This window comes from Mycolicibacter terrae (assembly GCF_010727125.1).
GTDB classification, from domain to species: domain Bacteria; phylum Actinomycetota; class Actinomycetes; order Mycobacteriales; family Mycobacteriaceae; genus Mycobacterium; species Mycobacterium terrae.
The window spans coordinates 1,968,840-1,992,455 of sequence record NZ_AP022564.1; the positions used below are offsets into that span (position 1 = coordinate 1,968,840).

The 23,616-nt window shown below is 66.2% G+C and carries 18 protein-coding genes and 2 pseudogenes; 13 read left to right on the forward strand and 7 right to left on the reverse strand.

Annotated elements, in window-relative coordinates:
- Positions 1 to 8 precede the first annotated feature (8 nt).
- Entirely contained in the window at positions 9 to 1,271 is a 1,263-nt protein-coding gene (locus G6N23_RS09530) for a phthiocerol/phthiodiolone dimycocerosyl transferase family protein (protein ID WP_085259236.1), read from the forward strand.
- Here the strand turns inward: G6N23_RS09530 and G6N23_RS09535 are convergent.
- Complete coding sequence (locus G6N23_RS09535; protein WP_085259237.1) at positions 1,264 to 2,094, reverse strand: class I SAM-dependent methyltransferase; 831 nt, start codon at positions 2,092 to 2,094, stop codon at positions 1,264 to 1,266. The genes G6N23_RS09530 and G6N23_RS09535 overlap by 8 nt on opposite strands.
- Positions 2,095 to 2,310: 216 nt before the next feature.
- On the opposite strand from G6N23_RS09535, the gene G6N23_RS09540 reads away from it, so the two are divergent.
- From G6N23_RS09540 to G6N23_RS09565, 6 genes are all read left to right on the forward strand, one after another.
- Positions 2,311 to 3,006, forward strand: coding sequence for a flavodoxin family protein (locus tag G6N23_RS09540; protein WP_085259238.1), 696 nt, complete (start codon positions 2,311 to 2,313; stop codon positions 3,004 to 3,006).
- A gap of 26 nt (positions 3,007 to 3,032) precedes the next feature.
- Positions 3,033 to 3,545: a DUF2505 domain-containing protein gene (locus G6N23_RS09545; protein WP_085259239.1), complete on the forward strand. Its 513-nt coding sequence runs from the start codon at positions 3,033 to 3,035 to the stop codon at positions 3,543 to 3,545.
- Entirely contained in the window at positions 3,542 to 4,270 is a 729-nt protein-coding gene (locus G6N23_RS09550; protein ID WP_085259240.1) for a nitroreductase family protein, read from the forward strand. Before G6N23_RS09545 ends, G6N23_RS09550 begins: the two co-directional genes overlap by 4 nt.
- A 152-nt stretch (positions 4,271 to 4,422) precedes the next feature.
- A complete protein-coding gene (locus G6N23_RS09555; protein WP_133055444.1) occupies positions 4,423 to 6,006 on the forward strand; it encodes a hypothetical protein in 1,584 nt (527 codons plus the stop codon).
- 379 nt (positions 6,007 to 6,385) lie between these two features.
- Complete coding sequence (locus G6N23_RS09560; protein WP_085259242.1) at positions 6,386 to 7,981, forward strand: hypothetical protein; 1,596 nt, start codon at positions 6,386 to 6,388, stop codon at positions 7,979 to 7,981.
- 164 nt (positions 7,982 to 8,145) lie between these two features.
- Positions 8,146 to 9,492 (forward strand): hypothetical protein, encoded by a 1,347-nt coding sequence (locus tag G6N23_RS09565; protein ID WP_085259243.1) that lies wholly within the window; start codon positions 8,146 to 8,148, stop codon positions 9,490 to 9,492.
- Positions 9,493 to 9,540: 48 nt separating this feature from the next.
- Here G6N23_RS09565 and G6N23_RS09570 read toward each other — a convergent pair whose 3' ends face one another.
- Positions 9,541 to 10,608 (reverse strand): PE-PPE domain-containing protein, encoded by a 1,068-nt coding sequence (locus tag G6N23_RS09570; RefSeq protein WP_234808474.1) that lies wholly within the window; start codon positions 10,606 to 10,608, stop codon positions 9,541 to 9,543.
- Positions 10,609 to 10,755: 147 nt separating this feature from the next.
- Here G6N23_RS09570 and G6N23_RS09575 point away from each other — a divergent pair.
- Both G6N23_RS09575 and G6N23_RS09580 read left to right on the forward strand, forming a co-directional pair.
- Positions 10,756 to 11,559: pseudogene (locus G6N23_RS09575) on the forward strand (SDR family NAD(P)-dependent oxidoreductase); the annotation flags it as partial.
- Positions 11,560 to 11,739: 180 nt separating this feature from the next.
- Positions 11,740 to 12,420: pseudogene (locus G6N23_RS09580) on the forward strand (alpha/beta hydrolase); the annotation flags it as partial.
- Between the two features lie 18 nt (positions 12,421 to 12,438).
- Here the strand turns inward: G6N23_RS09580 and G6N23_RS09585 are convergent.
- The 5 genes from G6N23_RS09585 to G6N23_RS09605 form a co-directional block, all read right to left on the reverse strand.
- Positions 12,439 to 13,260, reverse strand: coding sequence for a phthiotriol/phenolphthiotriol dimycocerosates methyltransferase (locus G6N23_RS09585; RefSeq protein WP_234808475.1), 822 nt, complete (start codon positions 13,258 to 13,260; stop codon positions 12,439 to 12,441).
- A 62-nt stretch (positions 13,261 to 13,322) separates the two neighbouring features.
- On the reverse strand, positions 13,323 to 14,153 hold the full coding sequence (locus G6N23_RS09590; RefSeq protein WP_085259244.1) for an SDR family NAD(P)-dependent oxidoreductase: 831 nt from the start codon (positions 14,151 to 14,153) through the stop codon (positions 13,323 to 13,325).
- The gene (locus G6N23_RS09595) at positions 14,150 to 15,508 is read right to left on the reverse strand and encodes a cytochrome P450 (protein WP_085259245.1); all 1,359 of its coding nucleotides are present in this window, start codon (positions 15,506 to 15,508) and stop codon (positions 14,150 to 14,152) included. The genes G6N23_RS09590 and G6N23_RS09595 overlap by 4 nt, the downstream gene beginning before the upstream one ends.
- 180 nt (positions 15,509 to 15,688) lie before the next feature.
- Positions 15,689 to 16,456, reverse strand: a complete 768-nt coding sequence (locus G6N23_RS09600) for a phthiotriol/phenolphthiotriol dimycocerosates methyltransferase (protein ID WP_170310055.1) — start codon at positions 16,454 to 16,456, stop codon at positions 15,689 to 15,691.
- Between the two features lie 97 nt (positions 16,457 to 16,553).
- Entirely contained in the window at positions 16,554 to 17,537 is a 984-nt protein-coding gene (locus G6N23_RS09605) for an AurF N-oxygenase family protein (protein ID WP_234808486.1), read from the reverse strand.
- Positions 17,538 to 17,869: 332 nt separating this feature from the next.
- Here G6N23_RS09605 and G6N23_RS09610 point away from each other — a divergent pair, with 332 nt between their 5' ends.
- The 4 genes from G6N23_RS09610 (at position 17,870) to G6N23_RS09625 (ending at position 23,604) form a co-directional block, all read left to right on the forward strand.
- Entirely contained in the window at positions 17,870 to 19,366 is a 1,497-nt protein-coding gene (locus G6N23_RS09610) for a flavin-containing monooxygenase (RefSeq protein ID WP_085259248.1), read from the forward strand.
- A 75-nt stretch (positions 19,367 to 19,441) separates the two neighbouring features.
- Entirely contained in the window at positions 19,442 to 22,531 is a 3,090-nt protein-coding gene (locus tag G6N23_RS09615) for an MMPL/RND family transporter (protein WP_207567953.1), read from the forward strand.
- Between the two features lie 132 nt (positions 22,532 to 22,663).
- Entirely contained in the window at positions 22,664 to 23,104 is a 441-nt protein-coding gene (locus G6N23_RS09620) for an OsmC family peroxiredoxin (protein ID WP_085259250.1), read from the forward strand.
- Positions 23,105 to 23,121: 17 nt separating this feature from the next.
- Positions 23,122 to 23,604 carry a hemerythrin domain-containing protein gene (locus G6N23_RS09625; protein WP_085259473.1) on the forward strand — a complete coding sequence of 161 codons (483 nt, stop codon included), beginning with the start codon at positions 23,122 to 23,124 and terminating at the stop codon, positions 23,602 to 23,604.
- The last annotated feature ends 12 nt before the right edge of the window (positions 23,605 to 23,616 follow it).

Here is a 23,616-nt window from a genome sequence, read left to right on the forward strand (position 1 = left end):
ACCGGAAAGTGTTTGCCACGTCGGTCATTCGGAAGCTTGCGATCAGTGAGGAAATGCTCGCCGAGACTCACAATTTCGTGGGTCTGGCCGCTCACGTCACCGGTCCGGTCGACATCGACCTGCTCTCGGAGGCCTACGAGGCGCTGCTGGAGGCGCACCCGATCCTCACCGGGCGGCTGGAGCGACTGCCCGATGGCCGGCATCAGTTCGTCACCGACGACCTCATGCCCGACGGCATCGAGGTCATCGAACTCGCTCACCCCGACGCCGAGCCTCCCGCGCCGCACTTCGATCAGACCGAATCGCTGGTGGCGATGCGGGTCATCATCACCGACGGGCAGGCTCAGCCGACCCTGTATGTGCACCATGCCGTCGCCGACGGTCATCACATGTACGCGCTGATCGAGGAGATGCTCTCCTTTTACACGGATCTGGTCACGACCGGACGAATCGGTGCGATCAATGTCGAGCCGGCACCGCAGTCGATCGAAGCGGTGCTGGCCGACCGGGGGATCGAGAAGCAGAAGCGGTCCGGGATCGAGCGATTCATGCCGGCCCTGTTCGCCTACGACCTTCCGCCCACCCGCCGAGCCGTCGCCGACGAGACTCCGTCCTCGCCGGTACGGGTACCGATGGTCTCCTGCCGGCTGACCGAAAGTCAGACCAACGACGTGGTCGCGTTCGGCCGGGCCCACGACCTGAGCCTGCACGCCGTGCTCTCGGCGGCCGTACTGATGGCCGAATGGCAGTTGCGCGGAAAACTGAGCATCCCGGTGCCCTACGTCTACACCGTCGACCTGAGATACTTTCTGTCACCGCCGGTTTCGGCCACCGGATGCACCAACCCGATCGGACTGGCCACCTACCTCGCCGAGATCGACGCCAAGACCGATCTGGTCGACATGGCCCGCGACATCGCCGAGAACTTCCAGAAGGACCTCGACGAGGGCGTCATCCAGCAGTCCCGGCTGCACTTCAGCCCGCAGTACGTGGGAAACCCGCCCGGCATGCCGGACGTGGTGGTGCTGAGCAACAACGGCCTGGTCCCGCCGGTGCGGACCCCACCGGGCGTGGAGGTGACCACCACTCACGGCGAGCTGTACTTCGCGGTGAGCGCCGGCATCGACATCTACTTCACCCAGATCTTCTCCGGCCAGCTCAACATCGAGTACCACTCGCACGGACCCGAGCCGGAGCGCTCGGTGGAGGCGATCCGCTCCCTGCTGTGCGGTATCGCCGAGCAGCACGCCGCCGCAGCCGGCGTCAGCTGACCGGGCCGAAAGCGTAGCGGTGGTACTGCAGCATTCCACGCAGCGGCGGCACCGCGCGAGCCACCCGGCTGGATCGCCGGAATCCGGCCGGCACCCGGCTGAAGGTCTCGGCGTCGAAGAGGTTGGCGGCGGCCAGCAGCCGGACACCGCTGACCTTGTCGAGGATCTCCCCGGGGCCGTTGACCGCCCAGTGCAGCGTGGCGCCGGACTGGCGCTGCAGCCGGTGGGTCTTCTGCGACTTGATCCCGAACCAGTTGTAGAAGTCGATCTGCAGTTCGCCGGCGGGGAAGCGGTCGACGATGCTCTGCAGCAGCGCCACGCCGTCGGATTCGGTCAGGTACATGCTGATGCCCTCGGCCAGCAACAGCACCGGGCGATCGGCGGGGATGGCGTCCAGCCAGGACGGGTCGGTCGCCGACGTCGCCACCAGGTGATAACCCGGACGGTCGGGATAGATCTGCTCGCGCAACGCGATCACCGGCGGCTGGTCGACGTCGTACCAGGCCACCTCGGGGCCCGGATCGATGCGGAACACGCGGGCGTCCAGGCCGCAGCCCAGGTGGATGACGGTGGCCCCGGGGTGAGCGGCCAGGAATTGGCGCGCCCAGATGTCGTACTGCGCGGTGCGCACCGTCACCAGGGGCGCCCACCGGCCGGGGGCTTTGAGTGCATCCCAGTCGAAGTCGATGCGCTCGACCGCCTCTTTGGCGTACCGATCACCCAAGACCGGAGAGTCGAAATCGGCGTCGAGTGCCTTGAGGTACAGCGTCGTCAGCATGGTCGCGGCGGCACCGTGCAGGTCGACGGGGATCTTGTCTGCCACGTCGGCGAGCCTAATACCCTGGACGGGCACTCGGTGCACCGCACGGTCGAACCCGGCGGTTCAGCGAGGCTAGACGGAGGAGAGCCGAAGCTGGGATCGGCGCATGAACCCGGCGGTTCACGAGGCTCGACGGAGGAGAGCCGAAGCTGGGACCGTCGCATGAACCCGGCGGTTCAGCGAGGCTCGACGGAGGAGAGCCGAAGCTGGGATCGGCGCATGAACCAGGAGGCACACATGGCGGATGAGACCAAGGGCGGCGAACGGGCGCCGCGGATCCTGTTGCTGTACTACAGCTTCACCGGGCAGGCGCTCAAGGTGCTCGAGGCCGCCGGTGAGGTGTTCACCGAGCGCGGCTGCGAGGTGGTCAAAGCCGGTATCGAGTTCACCGACCCGCGCTACGCACAGCGGTTCTCGCGCTTCCCGATGCGGCGGGTGTGGCCGGACATGCTCAGTGTGCTCAAACCCCAGCAGCGGGGCGAGATCGGCGAGATCCGGACTCCCGACGCGGTGCGCGACGGCGACTACGACCTGATCTGCATCGGCTCGCCGACCTGGTGGAAGGCGCCGGCGATGCCGATCCGGTCCTTCCTGCAGACCGATGAAGCGCGAAAACTGTTGGACGGCAAGCAGTTCGCGGTGTTCACCGTGTGTCGCGAGTACTGGCAGGAGAACTATGCCGAGGTCTGCCGGCTGGCCGAGGCGTGCGGCGGCCGCTACCAGGACGAGATCCACTTCACCTACCCCGGCGACCCGTTGCGCTCGATGCTGTCGCTGACCAGCTATCTGGGCAGCGGGCGCTACCGGAAGCGCTACCTGGGTCTGCGCCTCCCGCCCACCAACGTCCAGCCCGAGCAGCTGGACCGGGTCCGCAAGTTCGCCGCGGACCTGGCGAGCCGCTTGTTCGGCAAATAGCAAAGAGCAGGGAGAGAAAGGCGCCGATGCCCCGTTCCTTCGACATCGTGTTCGAGTCGCCCGCGAGCGTCGAGCAGGTGCACTCCGCGTTCGGCTCGCGCGACTACTGGCTGGCTCGCAACGCCGAGTTCGACGGCGGCGAGAAGACCCTGGACTCGCTCACCGTCGACGCCGACGGCACGGTGCGGGTCGTGGTCACCGAAGACCTGCGTCACGGTGCACTGCCGGGAATCCTGACCAAGGTCTACCGCGGTGACCTCAATATCGTCACCACCGAGGTCTGGACTCCCACCGGGGACGGCCGGATCAACGGCGACATCGACGTCGCGGTGATCGGGGCGCCGGGCGGCGGGGGCGGCACCGCCGTGCTGCAACCCGCCGGCAGTGGTTCGCGGATGGACCTCACCGGGACCATCGAATTCCGGATCCCGCTGGTGGGCGGACCCATCGAAAGCTTCCTGGCGAAAGAGTTCGCCCAAGGAATCCCAGAGATCCAGCGGTTCACCGCGGAGTGGCTGAGCGACAGGACCGGAAAATGACAGGGTCGGACGCCCCGCGCTTCATTCCCACCCATGTGCCCGACGCGGCCGAGGCGCTGACTCGGCTCGACATGCCGCTGGGCGAGGCGATGATGACCCAGCGCGCGGTGCGGCGGGTCTACTCCGACCCGGTCGACGACGCCGTGGTGCTCAAGTGCATCGAACTGGCCCTGCGGGCCCCCACCGGCAATGACGGCCAGAACTGGGAATTCATCGTCGTCCGGGACCGCCGTGTCAAGGAAGAACTCGCCGAGCGCTACCGGCAGGCGTGGAAGGTCCAGCGCGGAGTGGTCCTGCGGCGCAGGCTCAAGACCGACCCGGCGATCGCCGGCATCGCGCGGGCCATGGAGTGGCAGATCGACCACTTCGCGGAGATTCCGGTGCTGGTGGTGGCCTGCCTACGCCTGGGCGCCCGGGAGGGGCGGCTGCCGGTGGTGCGGATGCCGCACATCGCCGAGTCGGCCTACTGGGGGTCGATCTACCCGAGTGTTCAGAATCTACTGCTGGCGGCCCGTGCCATGGGGTTGGGCGCCTCGCTGATCACGCTCCCGCTGTGGAGTCAGCGGGCATCGCGGCGCATCCTGGGCCTACCGCGCGCGGTCACGCCGTGCTGCATCGTGCCCCTGGGCTGGCCGCGCGGGCGCTACGGCCCCACCACCCGCAAGCCGGTCGGGGAAGTGGTTCACCTGGACAGCTACGGTAACCGCGCATGGCTGGAAAAATAATCCGTTTTCGGATCAAATAGTCCATTTTTAAGGCGGAAAAGTCTCCCTATCCGTATCGGATAGCGCGAAGTTCTGCGTTTATCGTCGTGTGCATACCAATTGATGTAGATTCACCCGATCCTGTGCGAAACATTGGTCGGGGAGTCACAGAGATGGAGAAGCGCACATCTAATAACAAGGTTGCCGCTGTCGCGGCGGCTGGGGTGGTTGCCGCGCTGGTCACGCCGGTGGCGGCGCCGGCGGGGATCACCGCCGACGAGCGGGCGATCACGTTGGCCAGTGCCGCCGATTCGCTGTTCAACCTTCCACTGAACTTGTTCCAGGCTATTGTCAACATTCCCAACACCGAGGTCGGGGCGTTGACCATCCTGGGCAACGCGCTGATGTACAGCGGTAACTGGTGGTCACCGAGCGCCACCAATATCTGGGGCGAGGATCCCGGTGATCCGGGCCATTTCATGGGCCTGATCGACCTGGCGTTTCCATTCACGGCGATCTCCGGGCAGGGCAGTCCGGAACCCGGGGCCCCCGGTTTCGACTGGGACGCGGCGGCGGCCGGCCACCTGGGTCTGGGGCAGCAGCTCACCCTGCTCGCTGATGCCGAACTCCCGACGAGCGCCTCCAGCGACGCCGACTACAGCGCACCGCTGCTGCCGTCGAGCGAGATCACCGGCTCCTCGTTCCTCGACCACAACGCCTGGTTCTTCGCCACCCTGACCGGCCTGCAGCCCTACCCGCTGTTCCAGAACTGGTTCGCTGTGCCGCTGTCGGATCTGATGGATGGCTATACCTTTCCCACGGTGATCAGCCCCTCGATGGGGATCGGCACCGACGCTGAGGGAAACGCCGATGGCTCGGTGCCCGGCGATTCGGTCCTGGGTTTCGCCGGAACCCATCCGGCGACCCCGGGCGACATCGCGAACCTGCCGCAGGACGCCGCGACGCAGTCGCAGGGAATCCACGTGGTTCCCGGCACCGATGAGGTCGTCAACGGCAACGGCTTCCCAGTGCACCTGATGCCGTGGTCCAACGAGACGTTCACGTTGGACCTGATGTATCCGTTCCAGAATTTCTTCAACAGCCTGCAGGCGCCGGTGGACCTGAACACCTACGTGAGCGGGTTTCATGTCCCCACGTTCGAAGAGTTCGGCCGGGCACTTCAGACCCTCGTCGCGGGCCTGATCATCGCTTTCGACCCGTCGTCGCCCGGGGATCCGTTCTGCGGGACCACCTGCCTGGCGAATCCGTCGACCACGCCGCTGGCACTGGTGACCGGACTCGACCAGATCTGGCCCGGCAACCCTTACCTGGAGCACTGGCTCGCCCTGGCCACTGCGGACAGCCCACTGAATGCGTTCTACGGCATGGCCAACGGGCCGACACCGCACCAGGTCGACGTCAACAACGCGGTGTCGCAGTCGCTACAGCAGTGGTTCGATGTCGGCAACGCGGCGCCGGATAACCCGCCGGCCAACGTCGACACCCCGATCGCGGTGCCGCCGTCACCGGTAATGCAGCAGCTCATCGACTTCATGGCCGAGTCCGGAGTACAGCGATTCTTCGCAGACTGGGCAAACCTGGCCGGCTACCAGCCGGTGGACTTCAACGACTTGATCCCGGTACTGGGGGCCGGTCCCGATATCGGCGACATCGCAAGCTCGGGGTCGGGGACCGCGGATGGCTTCGCCGGACTGCTCGACGCCGTCGGTCTGGGGGATCTGGCGGCGCTGCTGTAGGTCGGCCCACGACCACCGCCCCGGCGATGCCGCCTAAAGTGAGCACGGTCACACCGTGATCGCGCCCGCTTCGACCGACCAGCACAGATCAGCCGATGACAACGATTATGAGGGACTGAGCGGACCTTAACGCAACCCCCGTGTAAATTATCCCGTGCTCGCTTAGACACCCAGCCGTGACGCGGTTATGCTGTCACGGTTCGTGGGGACTAGAGGGGGAACTGTGATAGATGGTGTGACGCGTCAGCGCGGTGGTGCACATCGCGCGGCGCCGAAGCGGCGGTACGCGGTCGCTGGCGCAAACCGTGCTCAGCGGCGAGCCGCGGCTGCCGGTGCGCATCGTGCGGGGCCTCAGCGCCGATTCGCGACCACCGGTGCGGTGGTTGCGGCAGCAAGTGCCCTCGCGATCGCCCCGGTTGCGCCGGTCGCACCGTGGGCGCCGGGCCTGACGGCCGCCGAGCGGGCGATACAGCTCGCCGCGGAAGCCTCGATCCTGAACATCCCGTTCAACCTGTTCCAGGATCTGGTCAACATCCCCTACAACGAGGTGTCGGCCACCAACGTGCTGGCCAACTCGTTCTTCTTCACCGGGAACTGGTTCACCCCCAGCGCCACCAACATCTGGGGAGAGGACCCGGGCGACCCGGGCCACTTCATGGCCGTGATGGACTACCTGTTCCCGTTCGCGCCCCAGCTCTCTGGCCTGTACGACCCCACGATCGACCCGGATGCCCTGGCCGACGGCACCGCGGGCTGGGGCCAGCAGTTCGCGATGTTCGCCGCGGCCCTGCTGCCGATCAGCGCGTCGTGTGACTCGATCCAGTGCTACCCGATGTCTCCGGTCGAGCCGATCACCGGGATCACCGGTTTGGACGCGATGCTGAACTTCTTCGCGAAGTTCACCAACTTCCCCAACGACGACAACCAGCTGGACCTGTTCAAGTACTGGCTGAAGGTGCCGATCCAGGACATGCTGAACGGTTACAAGTTCCCGGACAGCCCGTTCAGCGACCCCGACAACCCGACGTCCGGCGGCATCGCCAACCCGGACGCCGGTGTCGGTGAGGGCGGCGCGGTGCCGGGCGGGCCCATGTACGGCGGGAGTCCATGGTCCGGTGAGGCTCAGCCCGGCTTCGGCTACCCGGGCACGCATCCGCTTCTCGACGAAAACGGCGACCCCGTCCTCGACGATTACGGCAACCAGATCAACCTGATGCCGTGGGCGGGCCTGACCTTCAAGCTGGACCCGTTCGGCCCCATGCAGAAGTGGTTCGACAGCCTGATGCAGCCGGTCGACTGGAGTGTCAACGGCGACGACCCGCTCACCGGCTTCCACTTCGCCAGCTCGGACGACATCTTCCAGGCCATGAAAGCCCTGATTGCCGGGATGGTCGTCGACTTCAACCCCTACGTCGCCGGCAGCCCGATGTGTCCGGGACTGTGCAATATGCCGCCGGTGTCCCCGCCCTGGGGGGTGACCAGTCTGGACCTGGTCAAGTCGATCCAGGCCATCGGGGCGCCCAACCCGCAGATCCAGCAGTGGATCGATCTGACCGAGCAAGCGGGCGACAACGCAGTCGGCCACGCCAACGGCGGGACCGACGAGCAGATCTTGGCCGGTATTTCGGCGCTGCAGACCGGCATGTTCACCTTCGACGCGGACACCCACAACCAGATCATCGACTCGCTCGCGGCCATCAATCCCTGGTTGCCGGCGCTGGTCGTCAACGGCGGGATCCTGACTGATCCGGGTCTGCTGGGGCCGTGGCCGATCAACCCGGAGACCGGCTACTTCATGCCGCCGACCTGGAACCCCGACCTGCCGTTGGACATGCAGGAGATCGGCGAATACGGCGGCAAGAACTCGCTGCTGGTCTGGGACGACTTCCTGCACGCCCTGGACCCCGAGCACGACAGCGTCTATCTGGGGCTCACCGATCTGTGGACCGAGATGTCGAGCTGGTTCAGCTTCTAGATCGGCACACCACGGCAGCCCGGCCCGCATTTTCGCGGCCGGGCTGTCGTGCGCTTCCGGACGGGCGGACTTCGGTGCGACGCGTTGCACTTATTTAGTGCTTTGGTAGATTACTTGCGAACTCTTAGAGCTACCTCGGCCCACTGCATCGGAGGATCGTCGGGATGGTTGCTGCCCTGCGCGCGTACGGCAGTGCTGGGTTGGCGATCACCACAGCGGGCCTCATCGCGGTCACTCCGGTAATACCCCGCGTTTCCGAACCCACGGCGGTGCACCTGGCCGCGCGGCTCACCGCCGACGAGGCGTTGCTGAACGTTCCGCTGAATTTCTTCCAGGCCTTGGCCAACATTCCGGCGAATGAGATCCACGCGCTGGACACCCTGTCGAAGTCGCTGTTCTACAGCGGCCCGTGGTTCGTCGGCAGCCCGACCAACATCTGGGGCGAGGACCCCGGCGACCTGGGTCACTTCGAGTCGGTCATCCAGCTGCTGGTGCCGTTCCCGGAGCTGTCCGGCGCCGGGCATGAGGGGGACTTCTTCTACCCCGGCCTGGGCCAGCAACTGTCCATGCTGGCCAACGTCGAGATCCCGGTTCACCCCAGCTGTGCGAGCCTGGACTGCCTGCCGGCCATGCCGACCAGCCCCATCACCGGCTTCACCTGGATCGACCAGGCCGTCTGGAGCCTGCTGATTCTCACCGGGCTGCAGAAGTTCCCGCTGATCGAGAACTGGTTCCAGGTTCCGTTCTCGGACATGATGGACGGCAATTCCTACTACTTCGACCCGAACTCGCCGGGCATGATCAACAGTGGGCTGGCCCACGACGGGTTCTACTGGGAGGGCAGTCGCACCCTCGAGCAGCTGGGCCTGAACCCCGAGGACTACCCGAACATCGACCCGAACACCCCGCTGATGCCGTGGGCCGGATCGTCCTACGAGATGGACTTCGACCAGCCGTTCATCAACTTCTTCAACAGCCTCATGCAACCGTTCGACCCCGACAGGTTCCAGCTGCCCGACCTGGTGGAGTTCGGCAGGGTGACCCAGGCGGTGCTCGCCTCGATGCTGGTGGCCTTCAACCCGTTCATCCCGGGTAGCCCGTTCTGCCCCGGGCCGTGCCTGCTACCCGAATCGGGCGGCAACATCTTCGACCCCGCCGACTGGAACACGCCCAGCTACTACCTGTTGGCGAAGGCGGTCGGCGATCTGTGGCCCGGCAACCCGGTGATCGATCAATGGCTGACCCACTACGACGAAGGCACCGCCAATGTGTCGACCCCGGAGATCATCGACTACGAGGCATGGCTGTGGCGGCTGGGCACCGTGCTGCTGGACCTGAAGAATCCGCTGCCGCCCGACGCGGTGATCGACACCACCGACTTCCTACCCACCGTCGAGCAGATCCACGGCTTCCTGGGCGACTATCTGTACAACATCGCCGACAACATCGGGATCATCGGGCCCTTCGATCTTCAAGGGCTCTGGGATGCGCTGTTCGACGTCGCCGCCTAGTCGGCCGACCCGAGCCGGGCCGGCCGACCAGACGACTGCCGCGGTGTCTTAGATCCCGATCAAACCGGACAGGTCCGGCAGGTAGGGGTACAGATCCGGCAGCTCGGACTCCGGCAGCATGCCCAGATCGACCTGGGCGGCGATCCAGCCCTGCTCGAAGCCGAGCTGAAGTTGTTGGGACACGGTGTCCCAGTCGATCGTCGGCAGGCTCCACGACACCGGCGTGACGACGTCGGCGGGATCGCTGCGGTCATAGCCGAGGTCGACCAACACCCGCAGGGCGGGCTGCATAAGGTCGGCCATCGCCGGTCCGAAGAACGGCATCCAGCGGATGCCGTCGAGCAGCGGCAGGTTCTGGGTCGGGATGAGGAAGTAGTCGGTGTTGATGTCTGCCGAGGTCGGCAGCTGTACCGCGTCGGCAACCGAGCTCGGGTCGAAGGTCGTCGGCCACCCCGGCAGCAGCGCCGGGTGCAGGTTGACGTAACCGGCCATCGCGTTGGCCAGCGCGAAGAAGTTCAGCGGATACTTCGGAAAGTCCGTCGCCCCGCTGTACTCGATGGTGTAGCTGTCGGTGTGGTAGATCCCGTCCGGAGGCGTCACCGGCATGCCGGAATCAAAGCGGGTGAAGAACCCGCCGTTGGGGTTGCCGAGGTTCTCCAGCAACACGAAGCTCAGCTGATCCGGATTCGGCTGCTCGCCGGGCGGCAGCGCCAGCAGGTTCACCAACTCCTGGGTGGCCACCGCGGCGCTCATCGAGTAGCCCCAGACGGTGACATTGTCACCGTTGGCCAGGTGCTCCATGATCGCCTTGTCGATGTCGGCGACGCCCTGGGTCAGACCCGGCCCGTAATCGGTTTCCGGGGTGGTCACCCCGACGGGGGTGTAATCGGGGAACGTCGGCTGACCGGGAAACGGGTTCTGGGGATTGAGGAAATCGGCCATGACCTGGTCGATGTAGGAGTCCTTCGGGGTGGGTTGAAGAGCCGAGCCCATGATGAGCGCGGTGTCCTCGCCGAGGGCGAACCCGGCGCTGAGCACCGAAGTCATCCCCATCAGGCCGGCGCAGCCCCCCGCCAACAAACCGACCGTCAGCCATCGATAGCTGTGATGCGTCATCAAATCCCCCATTTACCTCAGACACATGACCGTGTCAGCGTACACAGGAACTCACCCCAGCGCCTGTCGAGGTGAGGGAAATTTGCGCGAGGGTCAGATATTTGCCACCGGAGCGCCGGCCGTGCACCGGGCGATAAAGTGGGCCGCGTGGCTTTACCGGCACCCGGTCCCGACCGCGCGATCCTGATCACCGGCGCATCGTCGGGGATCGGTGCGGCGATGGCGCGCGAGTTCGCCCGGCGCGGCCACCAGCTCATCCTGGTGGCGCGCAGTGCCGATCGGCTGCACGCACTGGCCGCCGAGCTGAGCCCCCGGCCGGTGCACGTGCTGCCGGCCGACCTGTCCTCGCGCACCGAACGTGCGGCCTTGCCGGACCGGATCGCCGAACTGGGCCTGGTCCCCGATGTCCTGGTCAACAACGCCGGCCTGGCGGCGGTGGCGCTGGCCGCCGAGGCGGAACCGGAGCGCCAACTCGGCCTGGTCGAGGTGGACGTCGCCGCCGTGGTCGACCTGTGCACCAGGTTCCTGCCGGGCATGGTGCAGCGGGGACGCGGCGCCGTGCTGAACGTGTCATCGGTCGCCGGGTTCGGGCCGCTGCCCGGGCAGGCGAGCTACGGCGCTGCCAAGGCGTTCGTCGCCTCCTACACCGAGAGTCTGCGCAGCGAGTTGCGCGGCACCGGCGTCACCGCCACCGCGCTGTGCCCCGGGCCGGTGGACACCCGCCTGGACATCGCCGCCGGATTCCGCGAGGGGGAGCGCAAGCAGGTGTTGCCCGCGGTGATGTGGAAGTCGGTGGACACGGTGGCTCAGGCGGCGGTCGACGGCCTGGCCTCGGGCAAGGGGCGGGTGACGCCGGGATGGGCGAACCGGTTGCTGGTTCTCGCCTACCGACTTCTGCCGCACGGCCCGCTGCTACCGTTGCTGGCGCGGCGCACTCCACTGTCGACACGCAGCGCGGGTAGGGGGAAGACCCGGTTTTCGTCGGCGTCAGGGGGCGGCCGTGCGCCGGACAGGGGGAGCAGTGTGGTGCTTGAGGTGATCGACAAGGGCTGTGTGAGCGCCGCCCATCCGAATCCTTTACTGTTCGTCCACGGCGCCTGGCACGGCGCCTGGTGCTGGGACGAGAATTTCCTCGGATACTTCGCCGACCAGGGGTATCGCGCGCTGGCGGTCAGCTTTCGTGGGCACGGCGCCAGTTCCACCGACAAGCCGCTGCGGACCTGCAGCGTTGAGGACTACATCGAGGACGTCAGATCGGTCGCTGACACGCTGCCCGAGGAACCGGTGGTGATCGGCCACTCGATGGGCGGGCTGATCGTACAGAAGTATCTCGAGACCCGCGATGCGCCGGCCGGGGTCCTGATGGCCTCGATTCCCCCGCGCGGCAACTACGGGTCGAGTCTGCGGTGGCTGCGGAACCACCCGTGGCATGCCATCAAGGTGGCGATCACCGGCAGGTCACTGCCCTACATCAACACGCCCGACCTGGCCCGGGAGAAGTTCTTCTCGAAGCACACCCCCGAGGAGCAGGTGCTGGAGTGTGCCGCGCGGCTGCAGGAGGACAGCGCCCGGGTCAGCATCGACTGCCTGATGCTCAAGCTGCCCCGCCCGGACCGGGTCACCACACCGCTGCTGATACTGGGCGCCGACGAAGACGGCGCCCATACCCGCAAAGAGGTCCAGGCGACGGCGCGTGCCTACGGCACCGAGGCGGAGTTCTTTCCCGGTATGGGCCACAACATGATGCTGGAGCCGGGTTGGGAGTCCGTGGCCGACCGCATCCACTCCTGGCTCGGCAGCCGCGGACTCTAACGCCGGCTTCGGGTCTGATCAGTCCTTGGCGAAGCAGTACAGCCGGTAGACGAATTCGCCGTTCTTCAGCGCGCCGTTGAAGGTCCAGTCGGTCGCGGCGCTGGCGAAGCGCGCCAGGCCGCCGTGGTGGGCGATCATGTCCTGCTTGCGGGCCAGGTTCTTCTCGTTGCCGCGCAACACGTCCATGCTGATGTCCTCCTCGGACACCAGCCGCAGTCCCGTGTCGGCCAGCTCGGCATCCCAGCGGGCCAGCTCACTGCGACGGCGGAAGTCGGTGTAGAGGAAGTGCCCGCCCGGAGCCAGCACCCGGGCCGCGCCGTTGAAGAAGCGGGCCGGGTGCGGGTAGAGATGCGATGCCTCCACCTGGAACACCACGTCGAACGAGCCGTCCTCGAAGGGCAGGTCCTCGGCGTCGCCCTGAACGAAGTTCATCCCGGGCAGCTGGTGGCGCTCCCGGCAGAACTCGATGGCGGTCTCGTTGAGGTCCAGGCCGGTGTAGGAGGCGGGCTTGAAGGTGCGGGCCACATACGACGCGCCGCCCCCGTGTCCACAACTCACCTCGAGCACCTTCTTGCCGGCCAGATCAGTCAGGGCGGCGGTGCGGTGGTACTGCTGGATGAAGAACCGGTTGGCCTCGTCCGAGGCATCCAGCGGCACCGCCATCGGCGGGTCCTCTTCGTAGCCGTAGTTGAGGAACAACCAGTCGTCACCGCTGAGCATCTTGGTCTGGGTCGCGAACCGCTTGGTCACGAACGAGGTGAACAGCAGGTGGTAGACGAACGGGTTCGTCATGACGCGGTGGGATACCGGGTTGAATATCAGGCGGTTCATCGTGGCCATCGAGGCAGTATGTCACGGAGGGGGTTTCGTGCCGGAGGCTGGGTCGGGGGCGTTGCGGCGCCTCAGTCGCGCAGCCCGCGCATCAGGATTCGATCCCACATCCGGTCGGTGACCAGGGCCCGGGCGAGCACGGTGGCCTTGCCGGAACGTCCGACGATGTAGCGGGGCCGGGGGTTTTTCGCACGGACCACGCGCAGCACCGCGCGGGCGACGGTGTCGGGCTCGATCATCACGCCGCGCTTCGCCGACAACCGCCGGGTGTTGTCGGCGTAGCGGCGTTTGAAGCTGCCGTAGGGGTCGTCTGGGGCGTAGACGGGCTGCGCCTCCTGCTGCGAGGTGACGAACGGGGTCCGCACCGCGGTCGGGTCGAGCAGCACCACGCGTACGCCGAACGGCGCCACCTCGGCGCGCAGCGACAGCGACAACGCCTCCATGCCGTACTTCACCACGTGATACCCGCCGGCCCCCGGGCTGGCGAAGCGCCCCCCGGTGCTGCCGATGTTGACGATGATGCCGGACCTGTGCTCCCGCATGGCGGGCAATACGGCCTGCGATAAATGAAGTGCCGCAATGACATTGGTCTCAAACAGCAGGCGTAGATCTGTCAGCGCCACTTGCTCGAGCGGGCAGGTCAGCGGAAAGCCGGCGCAGTTGACCAGGACGTCCACCTTGCCTTGCTCGGCGCAGATCTCGCCGACCAGCTGTTCCACCGCGGCCTCATCGGTGATATCAAGCGCGCGTGCTTCCAGTCCTCGTGACGAAAGACGTTGCAGTGCTTCGGGATTACGACCGACGGCGAACACGCGATAGCCGGCGGCCTGCAGCCGGTCGGCGGTCGCTTCGCCGATCCCGCTCGTCGCCCCGGTGACCAGCGCAGTCGGCTCGCCGCTCATCGACTGCCGGTGGACCGCAGGTCGGCAGCGGCCCCGTCGGCGCCGGCTGAGGCGGGCACCAGCTCGACGGGCAGGTACTCGAGGCCGCGCATCGTGGCATTCACCAGATAGCGGTGGTCGCCGTCCAACCGGATCTCCTTGACGTGGGGGATCAGCTGGGTCAGTACCCGGCTCACCTCGATGCGCGTCAGGTGGGTCCCGAGACAGTAATGCGCGCCGCCACCGAACGCGAGGTGGTCGGTGGGGTTGCGGTCCAGGTCGAAGGTGTCCGGATCCGGGTAGTGCTGCGGATCGCGGTTGGCGGCCGCGTACAGCACCAAGACCCGCGCGCGCGCCGGGATGGTGTGCTCGCCGACCCGGTAGTCGCGGGTCGCGGTGCGGTAGAACCCCTGCACCGGGGAGACCAGCCGCAGCTGCTCCTCGATCGCAGCGGGGATCAACTCGGGGTGCTCACGCAGCCGGGTGTAGACGTCCGGACGCTGTGCCAGTGTCAGGAACAGGCCCGAGATCAGATTCGTCGTGGTCTCGCTACCGGCGCCGACCAGCATCGACGCGGTCCAGAACACCTCGTCATCGGAGAGGGTGTCCTCACCGCTGGGCGCCGCGAGCATCGAGATCAGATCGTCACCGGTTGTGGCGCGGCGCGCTTTGATCATCGGATCGAGACTGCGGTGCATCGCGATCACCGCCTGGCTCGAGCGCATGTTCAGGACCATTCCACGCGGGGTCAGCGGTGCGAACGCGGCCTCGTTGATGGTGTCGGCCCACTCCAGGAACTGGTGGCGATCCTCCTGCGGAATCGCCAGCATCATCGTGATCAACCGGTTCGGCAGCGGCTTGGCCAGATCGTTCACGATCTCGACCCGCCCGCGTTTGATCATGGCGGCGACAAGTTCGTCGGCAGCGCGGTTGATGTTGATTTCCCACGACTTCATCGCACGCGGCGTGAACGCTCGTGAAACCGACCGGCGCAGCCGGGTGTGCACCGGCGGGTCGGTGGCGTTCATGGTCTGCAGGCGGACCCGGAAGCGGGCCTGGCTCTCCGCCGAGGACAACGCCTCGTCGTCACGCAACGCCTGCCGGACCTCGTCGTAACCCGGGATGATCCAGATGCCGCGCTTGCGGCTGTACCAGACTTTCGGGCCGGTCAACAGCGTGCGATATCCCGGATAGGGGTCGTGCATCGTCGCGCGAGCGAACGGGTCGAAGTCGGTCAGCGGGGCGGTCTCGCGGCCGGTGAGCGCGTACCGGTAGGCGGTCGCCCGGTCACGGGCCACCCCGACCAATCCGTCGATGCCGATCTTGAGCAGGCTGGCGCGAAAACGAAGCCGACGCGTCAGTTCACTCTGGTCCATCTGGCAAGCCCCTCGTCACGATCGTCAGGTTTTTCAGCGCGATTGGCCCGCGATGGGGCACCGCCGCCACCCTAACCCGGTTCCCGTTGCCGGTTGTAGGCCCGTCCGTCGCAGAAAAGAATCGCCGGAGCGGGGGACATGGTCCCGGCCCGCTCCGGCGATCCGAATGCTTCGGTGCGCTTAGTCCTTGACGAGGTCGAAGATCCGGTAGGTGATCTCGCCGCGGTCCAGATCGCGGTAGAACAGCGACCCCTCGACCACGGCGAACTCCCGGGCGAAGCGCCGCAGGAAGAACGGCATCCGCTCGTTGATCAGATCGTTGGAGCGCGGCGAGTTCGCCGCCAGTCCGCGAACGACCTCCCGGCTGATGTCGCGCTCGTTGACCAGCCGCAGCGGCGGGGTGGCCAGCGTCTGCTGCCAGGACTCGATGTCCTCTTTGGCGCGGAAATCGGTGTGCAGAAAATGTCCGCCCGGACGCAGCACCCGTCCCACCTCACGAACGAACTGCGCGAAGTCGGGGTAGATGTGGGAGGCCTCGACGTTGACCACCGCGTCGAAGGAATTGTCGGGGAACGGCAGGTTCAGTGCGTCACCCTGCACGAAATCCAGCCCCGGCACCTGGTGGCGCTTCTGGCAGAAGGCGACGCCGTCGGGGTTGAAGTCCAGGCCGGTGTAGGAGGCCGGCTTGAGGGTCCGCGCAATGAAGGACGCGCCGCCGCCGTGGCCGGAGCTGACCTCCAGCACCTTCTTGCCCGTCAGGTCGATCTGGCTGGCGGTCTGGTGGTAGAGCTGGATCGAGTAGCGGTCGGTTTCGTCAGCCGCCTCGAGCTTGAGGCCCAGCGGCGGGTCCTCCTCGTAACCCCAGTTGAGGAAGACGACGTCGTCGTGCCCCATCCGCCGGGTCATGAACGGGTACCAGTATTTGAAGGCCTTCTTGTACAACGGCATCGCAGAGATCCGGTAGACCAGATCGGCGCCGACTTTTTCCAAGGTCTGAGATGGGGAACGCACCATACCGAAAGTATGGCACAGCTCAGGAGGTGCTTTAGACCCCGGTAACCTGCACCGGCACCTGTGCGCGCTGCGGTTCGCCACGGTAGCGAGACGGGGCGCCGTCGATCTTGCAGATGCGCCACATCAGGCGTCCGGCGGGTGTCATCAGGCCGATGTCGCCGCAGAGCATCCGGATGTCGGCGAAGGTGTCCTGCAGTTCCTGCCGGGCCTCGGGCGAGCCGGAGAGCAACTGCTTGCGCACCGAACGCGGCACCTCGAACTGCCGGAAGAAGCTGCGCGGCGGCACCACCATCGGCTTGGCCAGCAGTCGCATCACCAACGGCACGTACAACGACATCCACCACCGGTTGATCCGCCACACCGTCGGGACGCGTTTACGCAGGTATGCATCGGCGAACGAGATGTGGCGGGCCTCTTCGGCGATGTGGATGGCCATCACCTTCTCCACCACCGGGTGCCCGGAGCCGGCCTCGCGCAGTGCATTGGTCTGCAGCACGTCGACCGGCACCTCGCCGGCCAGGACGCCGAAGAAGAACACGTTGGGGAACGGCCCCGCGTACAGCGGCATCAGCGGGGACAGCCAGCGCATCCACCACTGCATCCCCGGAACGTCGAACCCGATGCGGTTCACCAGCTCCTGGAACATCAGGACGTGGTTGCACTCCTCGACGGACTCGTGCATGCAGTAGCGGTGTTCGGGAGAGCCGTTGGGCACCCGGGACGCGTATTGGACAAGACCCCGGATCAGCATGCTCTCGAATTGCAGGGTGACCTTGGCGATGTTGGCCTGTCGCCACATCCCGATCGCGATCTGCTTGTTCAGTGGTTGGCTGCGATACCAGTCGGTGCGTCCCAGCTGTTCGTCCTTGAGCACCCAGCGCGGGTCATCGGCAGTAATGGCGTATTCGGGTGCGTCCCAGTCAATGTCGGTGAACGGATCGAAGTGGCGCCGTACCGAGCTCGCCGACAGACTTGCCAGCGTCGCCGTGTACTGGGCATCGTCGGTGACATCCATGTTGCGGCGGTACCGGGCAATGGCGCGAACGACGGTGGCGAATACCAAGCCGGCGATCAACAGGCTGCCCACCAGCCCGAAGATGTCGATCCAGATCGGCATTTTCGATACTCTCCCGTCGTAGCGCTGCGCGCTGAGAAACCCGCGGCTGGCCCGAAGCTTACCGTCGAAATTGGCAGAACACTAAGACCCGTCGCGTTGTTGTGGTGTGATTGCCACCATCTCGCGACCGCGCGGCGTTCATTACTTTACCTGCGGCCGCCGCCGACCGCAGCCGGATTGACCTGCGCGCACAGCGGCGAGTCGCGGTGTTGCGGTAGCGTGTTCTCCTTATGGGGACCCAGCAGGACCAGCACTACGAGGCCGTCATCGTGGGCGCGGGCTTCGGTGGAATCGGCGCGGCGATCCAACTCAATCGGCTGGGCTACCAGAACATCCTGATCGTCGACCGCGAGGACGGCCTCGGCGGAACGTGGCGGGTCAACCACTATCCGGGACTGTCCGTCGACCAGCCCTCGACCACCTATTCCTATTGGTTCGAGCCCAACCCGTACTGGTCGCGGCTGTTCGCACCGGGCCATGAGGTCCAGGCTTACGCCGAGCACGTCGCGGACAAGTACGACGTACGCCGCTTCATGCGCTTCAACACCTGCGTCGACGGCGCCCAGTGGGACGAGGAAGCCAAAGTGTGGCGGGTGGGTCTGGCCGGCGGCGAGACCGTGACCGCGCAGTTCCTCATCGTGGCCACCGGCTTCCTGTGCCAGCCGAAGACCCCGGACATCCCCGGCATCGAGACGTTCGCCGGGCGCGTCATCCACACCGCGGCCTGGGATCACGAGTACTCCCTGACCGGGCGCCGCGCGGCGATCATCGGAACCGGCTCCACCGGGATCCAGGTCATCCCCGAGCTGGCCAAAGAGGTCGCCGAGCTGACGGTCTACCAGCGCACCCCGATCCTGGTGACACCCAAGTCCGACGTGGTGTTCCCGCCGGTGGTGCAGCGGATGTTCGCCCGGGTGCCGTTCACCCAGCGCATCGTGCGGTGGATCACCGACAATGTCACGGACTTCATGATGGTCCTGACCATGTGGCGCTACCGGCGGTTCAAGTTTCTGAACAAGGCGATGGCGGGCCAATCAGCCCTGCATCGGCTGCTGTCGGTGCGTGACCGCGAGCTGGCCCGCAAGATGCGCCCCGATTTCGACTTCGGCTGCAAACGCCCGTCGATCTCCAATGACTACTACCCGACGTTCACAAAGCCGCACGTGCACCTGGAGACCGCAGGCATCGAGCGGATCGAACCGGACGGCATCGTGTCCGCCGGCGGCACCAAGCGCGAGATCGACACCCTGGTGCTGGCGACGGGCTTCGACGTCTGGGAGGGCAACCTGCCGGCGATCGAGGTGGTCGGTCGTGGCGGTCGCAACCTGGGTAAGTGGTGGAGGGAGACCTGCTTCCAGGCCTACCAGGGCATGACGGCGCCCCAGTTCCCGAACTTCATCAATATGGCCAGCCCGTTCGCCTGGGTGGGTCTGTCCTGGTTCAACACCGTGGAGTACCAGATGCGCCACATGAACCGGTTGTTCGGCGAGCTGCAGCGGCGCCAAGCGCGCACCTTCGAGGTCACCGAAGAGGCCAACACCGCGTTCTACGAGCGGATGATGGGCCTGCTGGACAGCTCGGTGTTCCACCTGGGCAACTGCGCGACGTCGAATTCCTACTGGTTCAACCACAACACCGGGGAGGCGCCGCTCTTCCGGCCGACCTCGGTACGCACCGCGGTCAAGGAGCAGGATCACTTCCCGCTGTCGGACTACTTAATCGGGTAGCTTCGGCTGCCGCGGTCCTGAACTGGGGTTACAGTGATCGCTTGGGGGAAATCGTCTGGTGAGGGGCCTGGGAAAGTGACGAAAACGCACCACTTGAGCCTTAGCCGGCTGTCCGCAGCAGGATTGGTTCGCAGGTTTGCGCTGCCGATCATTCTCGGCTGGGTGGCGGTCACGCTTCTGGTGAGCCTCGCCGTGCCACCGCTGGAGCAGGTCGCCAAGGAACATCCGGTGTCATTGAGCGCCAAGGATGCGCCGTCCATTCAGGCGATGGCGCGGCTGGGACACGACTTCGCCGAGTCGGACACCGACAGCGCGGCGATGATCGTCATCGAGGGTGACGAGCCCCTCGGCGACGCCGCGCACCACTACTACAACGAGCTGATCGCTCAGCTCAACGCGGACACCAAGCACATTCAGCACATCCAGGACTTCTGGGGGGATCCGCTCACCGCGGGCGGGGCCCAGAGCCCCGACGGCAAGGCGGCGCTGGTCCAGCTGAACCTCGCCGGCAACCAGGGCGAGGCGCTGGCCAACGATTCCGTCGAGGCGGTCCGCGACATCGTGCACCGCACACCCGCACCGCCGGGCGTGCGGGCCTACGTCACCGGCCCCGCACCGATGGTCACCGACATGAACACCAGCGGTGACCGCGCGGTGCTGAAGATCCTGGTGGCCACCGTGTCGGTGATCTCGCTGATGCTGTTGCTGCTTTACCGCTCGTTCAGCACGGTCGCACTGCTGCTGGCGGTCGTCGGTGTCGAGCTGGCGGCGGCCCGCGGCGTGGTCGCCTTCCTGGGCCACAACGGGTGGATCGGACTGTCCACCTTCGCGATCAACATCCTGGTGACGTTGGCGATCGCCGCCGGCACCGACTACGGCATCTTCTTCATCGGCCGGTATCACGAGGCCCGGCACGCCGGCGAGGACCCGGAGACGGCCTACTTCACCACCTACCGCGGAGTCGCCCATGTGGTGCTGGCATCCGGACTGACCATCGCCGGCGCCACGTTCTGCCTGAGCTTCACCCGGCTGCCGGTCTTTCAGACGATGGGTATCCCGTGCGCGGTGGGCATGCTGGTCGCCGTGGCGATCGCGCTGACGCTGGTCCCGGCGGTGCTGGCCGTCGCCACGCGCTTCGGCCTGCTCGAACCGCGGCGCAAGATGTCCGATCGCGGCTGGCGCAAGGTGGGTACGGCGATCGTGCGCTGGCCCGGGCCGATCTTCGTGGCCGCCAGCTCGATCGCGCTCATCGGTCTGCTGGCGCTGCCCGGCTACCAGGTCAGCTACAAGGACCCGTCGTTCATCCCGAAGGACACCCCGGCCAACCTGGGCTGGGCGGCCGCGTCGCGCCACTTCCCGGAATCGCGGCTGCTGCCGGAGGTGCTGCTGATCGAATCCGATCACGACATGCGCAACTCGGCGGACTTCCTGGTGCTCAACAAGGTGGCCAAGAGCGTCTTCGCCGTCGAGGGCGTCGCCCTGGTGCAAGGCGTGACCCGGCCCGAGGGCACCCCGCTGGGGCACACCTCGATCCCGTTCCTGCTCAGCATGCAAAGCGCCGGGCAGCTGCAGAACCTCGACTTCATGAAGAACCGGGTCTCCGACATGCGCAAGCAGGCCGATGATCTCGAGGGCACCATCGCGTCGCTGCAACGGATGTACGGGCTCATGCAGCAACTGGGCACCAATACCCATGAGGCGACCGGCGTTTCGCACGAGGCCATGGATCTGGCCCAGCAGATGCGCAGCCACATGGCCGATTTCAACCAGAACTCCAAATTGCTGCGCGAAACGGTCGACACGAACGACTGCCGCGGGGACCCAACCTGCCTGTCACTGCGGTCGGCGTACGCCTCGATGGACGGCGCCACCCAGCTCACCGACAAACTCAACGAGTTGGCGCCGGTGATGAGCAACGTCGACGTGGTGACGCCGCAGTTGTTGGAGATGATGCCGGCGCAGATCGCGGCGCTGCGCAGCCTGCAGACCATGATGCTGACACTGCACAGCACGATGTCCGGGATGATCGCGCAGGTCGAGGAGGTCGGCGGGGATTCGGCCGCGATGGGCCAGGACTTCGACGCGGCCAAGAGCGACGACTCGTTCTACCTGCCTCGGGAGGCGTTCGACAACCCGGACTTCAAACGCGTGATCCAGCTGTTCCTCTCACCGGACGGCAACGCGGCGCGCTTCTTCATCACCCACGACGGCTATCCGGCGACTCCGGAGGGCATGGCGCGGGTGAACATGATCAAGAAGGCGGCCACCGAATCCCTCAAGGGGACACCGCTGTCGACGGCCAAGGTCTACGTGGCCGGCACCGCCGCACTCTTCAACGACCTGCAGGGGATCGCCGACTACGACCTGCTGATCGCCGGGATCACTTCGCTGGCAATCATTTTCATCATCATGCTGCTGATCACCCGTAGCTTCATCGCCTCGCTGGTCATCGTCGGGACGGTGCTGGCCTCGTTGGGGGCCTCGGTCGGGCTGTCGGTATTGGTGTGGCAGTACATCTTCGGCATCCACCTGCACTGGCTGGTGATGGTGATGTCGGTGATCATCCTGCTGGCGGTGGGCTGTGACTACAACCTGCTGTTGGTCGCCCGATTCAAGGAGGAGCTCGGAGCGGGGATCAAGACCGGCATCATCCGGACCATGGGCGGTACCGGCAAGGTCGTCACGGCCGCCGGGTTGGTGTTTGCCTTCACGATGGCGTCCATGCTGGTCAGCGATCTGCGGGTGGTGGGCCAGGTCGGTACCACGATCGGCCTGGGCCTGCTGTTTGACACCCTGATCGTGCGCTCGTTCATGATGCCGTCCATGGCTGCGCTGCTGGGCCGGTGGTTCTGGTGGCCGCTGAACGTGCGCGAGCATCCGGCGCGCGCGCCGCACGCGGCCGAAGCGGTGGCTGCGGCCGAGGACAACGCCGAGGTTGACGGCGCCGAGAACGACGACGCCGATGATGACGCCGCCAGTGCTGAGACCGCCGACGAGGTCGTCTCGGCGGCGGACGAGCCGGCCGAGGAACAAGACCGGATGTTCGAGGACATGGTGGCCACGGCGTTCCCCGAACTGTCCGGCCTGCCCGCAACGACCCTCGAGGATCACCCCACCGAGGTGCTGGCCACCGTTCAGCCGCCGGAGGAAGAGTCCGACCGCTGATTTTGTGCCGATCGGCTCTGGTCAGCACGCCGCCCGATGGACTAGCATTTAGACAAGTCCTGATTGTAAAAAATACTGGCGTGGGGCGCCGGCTCGGCCTTTGCCGGCCTCGCGGCGGTAGAGGAGGCGGAGATGAGTATCGCGGATCGGACCGTGCAGACCACCTGGGACGGTCCGCTGGCAACCGGGGCGGGCACCTTGGGTCACGGCAGCAGTGGGGCCCTCGACGGGCTGCCGGTGACCTGGGCCGCCCGCACCGAACAACCCGGCGGAAAGACCAGCCCGGAAGAGCTTGCCGCCGCCGCGCACTCCTCGTGTTTCGCGATGGCGTTGTCGCTGAAACTCGGCGAGAACAACACACCCCCGCAGCAGCTCGACGTCACCTCGACGGTCACCCTGGACGAGGTCGACGGACTGCCCACCATCACCACGTCCAAGCTGACCGTTCGTGCGAAGGTGGCGGGTCTGGCCGCCGCCGACTTCGCCCAGGTCGTCAGTGCCGCCGCCGCGCTCTGCCCGGTGTCGCGGCTGTTCGCCGGCGCCGAGATCAGCCTCGACGCCGCGCTGGTCTGAGGGGAGTGCCCAACATCATGTCCGCCGTAAAGCTCTCGGCCGCACTGGAACGCGAGCACCAGGTGATCGACGCCGGAATCGGTGCTTTTGTGGACAAGCTGGAGGCCGGCAGTGTGGACGCCGACGCCCTCCGCGAGACGCTGGCAGCGCTGCGCCGCCACATCTACCTGGAGGAACAGCTGCTGTTCCCGCCGATCAGCAAGGGCGCCCAGATGATGTCGGTGTTCGGGATGGTCCGCGGTCACGGCGAGATCTGGCGCACCATGGACGCACTCGACGACCTGATCGCCGCGCCGGCCGATCCAGCCGAACTCGATCCGTTACGGGAAGCCTGCCAACGGCTTTCGGCACTTTTGGCCGACCACAACAAGGTGGAGGAGCCGGTGATCTACCCGGCCGCCGACACCGGCCTGGCGGCGGAGCAGGCCGCCGAACTGGCCGAGTTCATCGAAGTCGGTCGGATGCCCGACGGCTGGGTCTGCGCGAAAGCCGCGGTGTGAGTGGGATTGGAG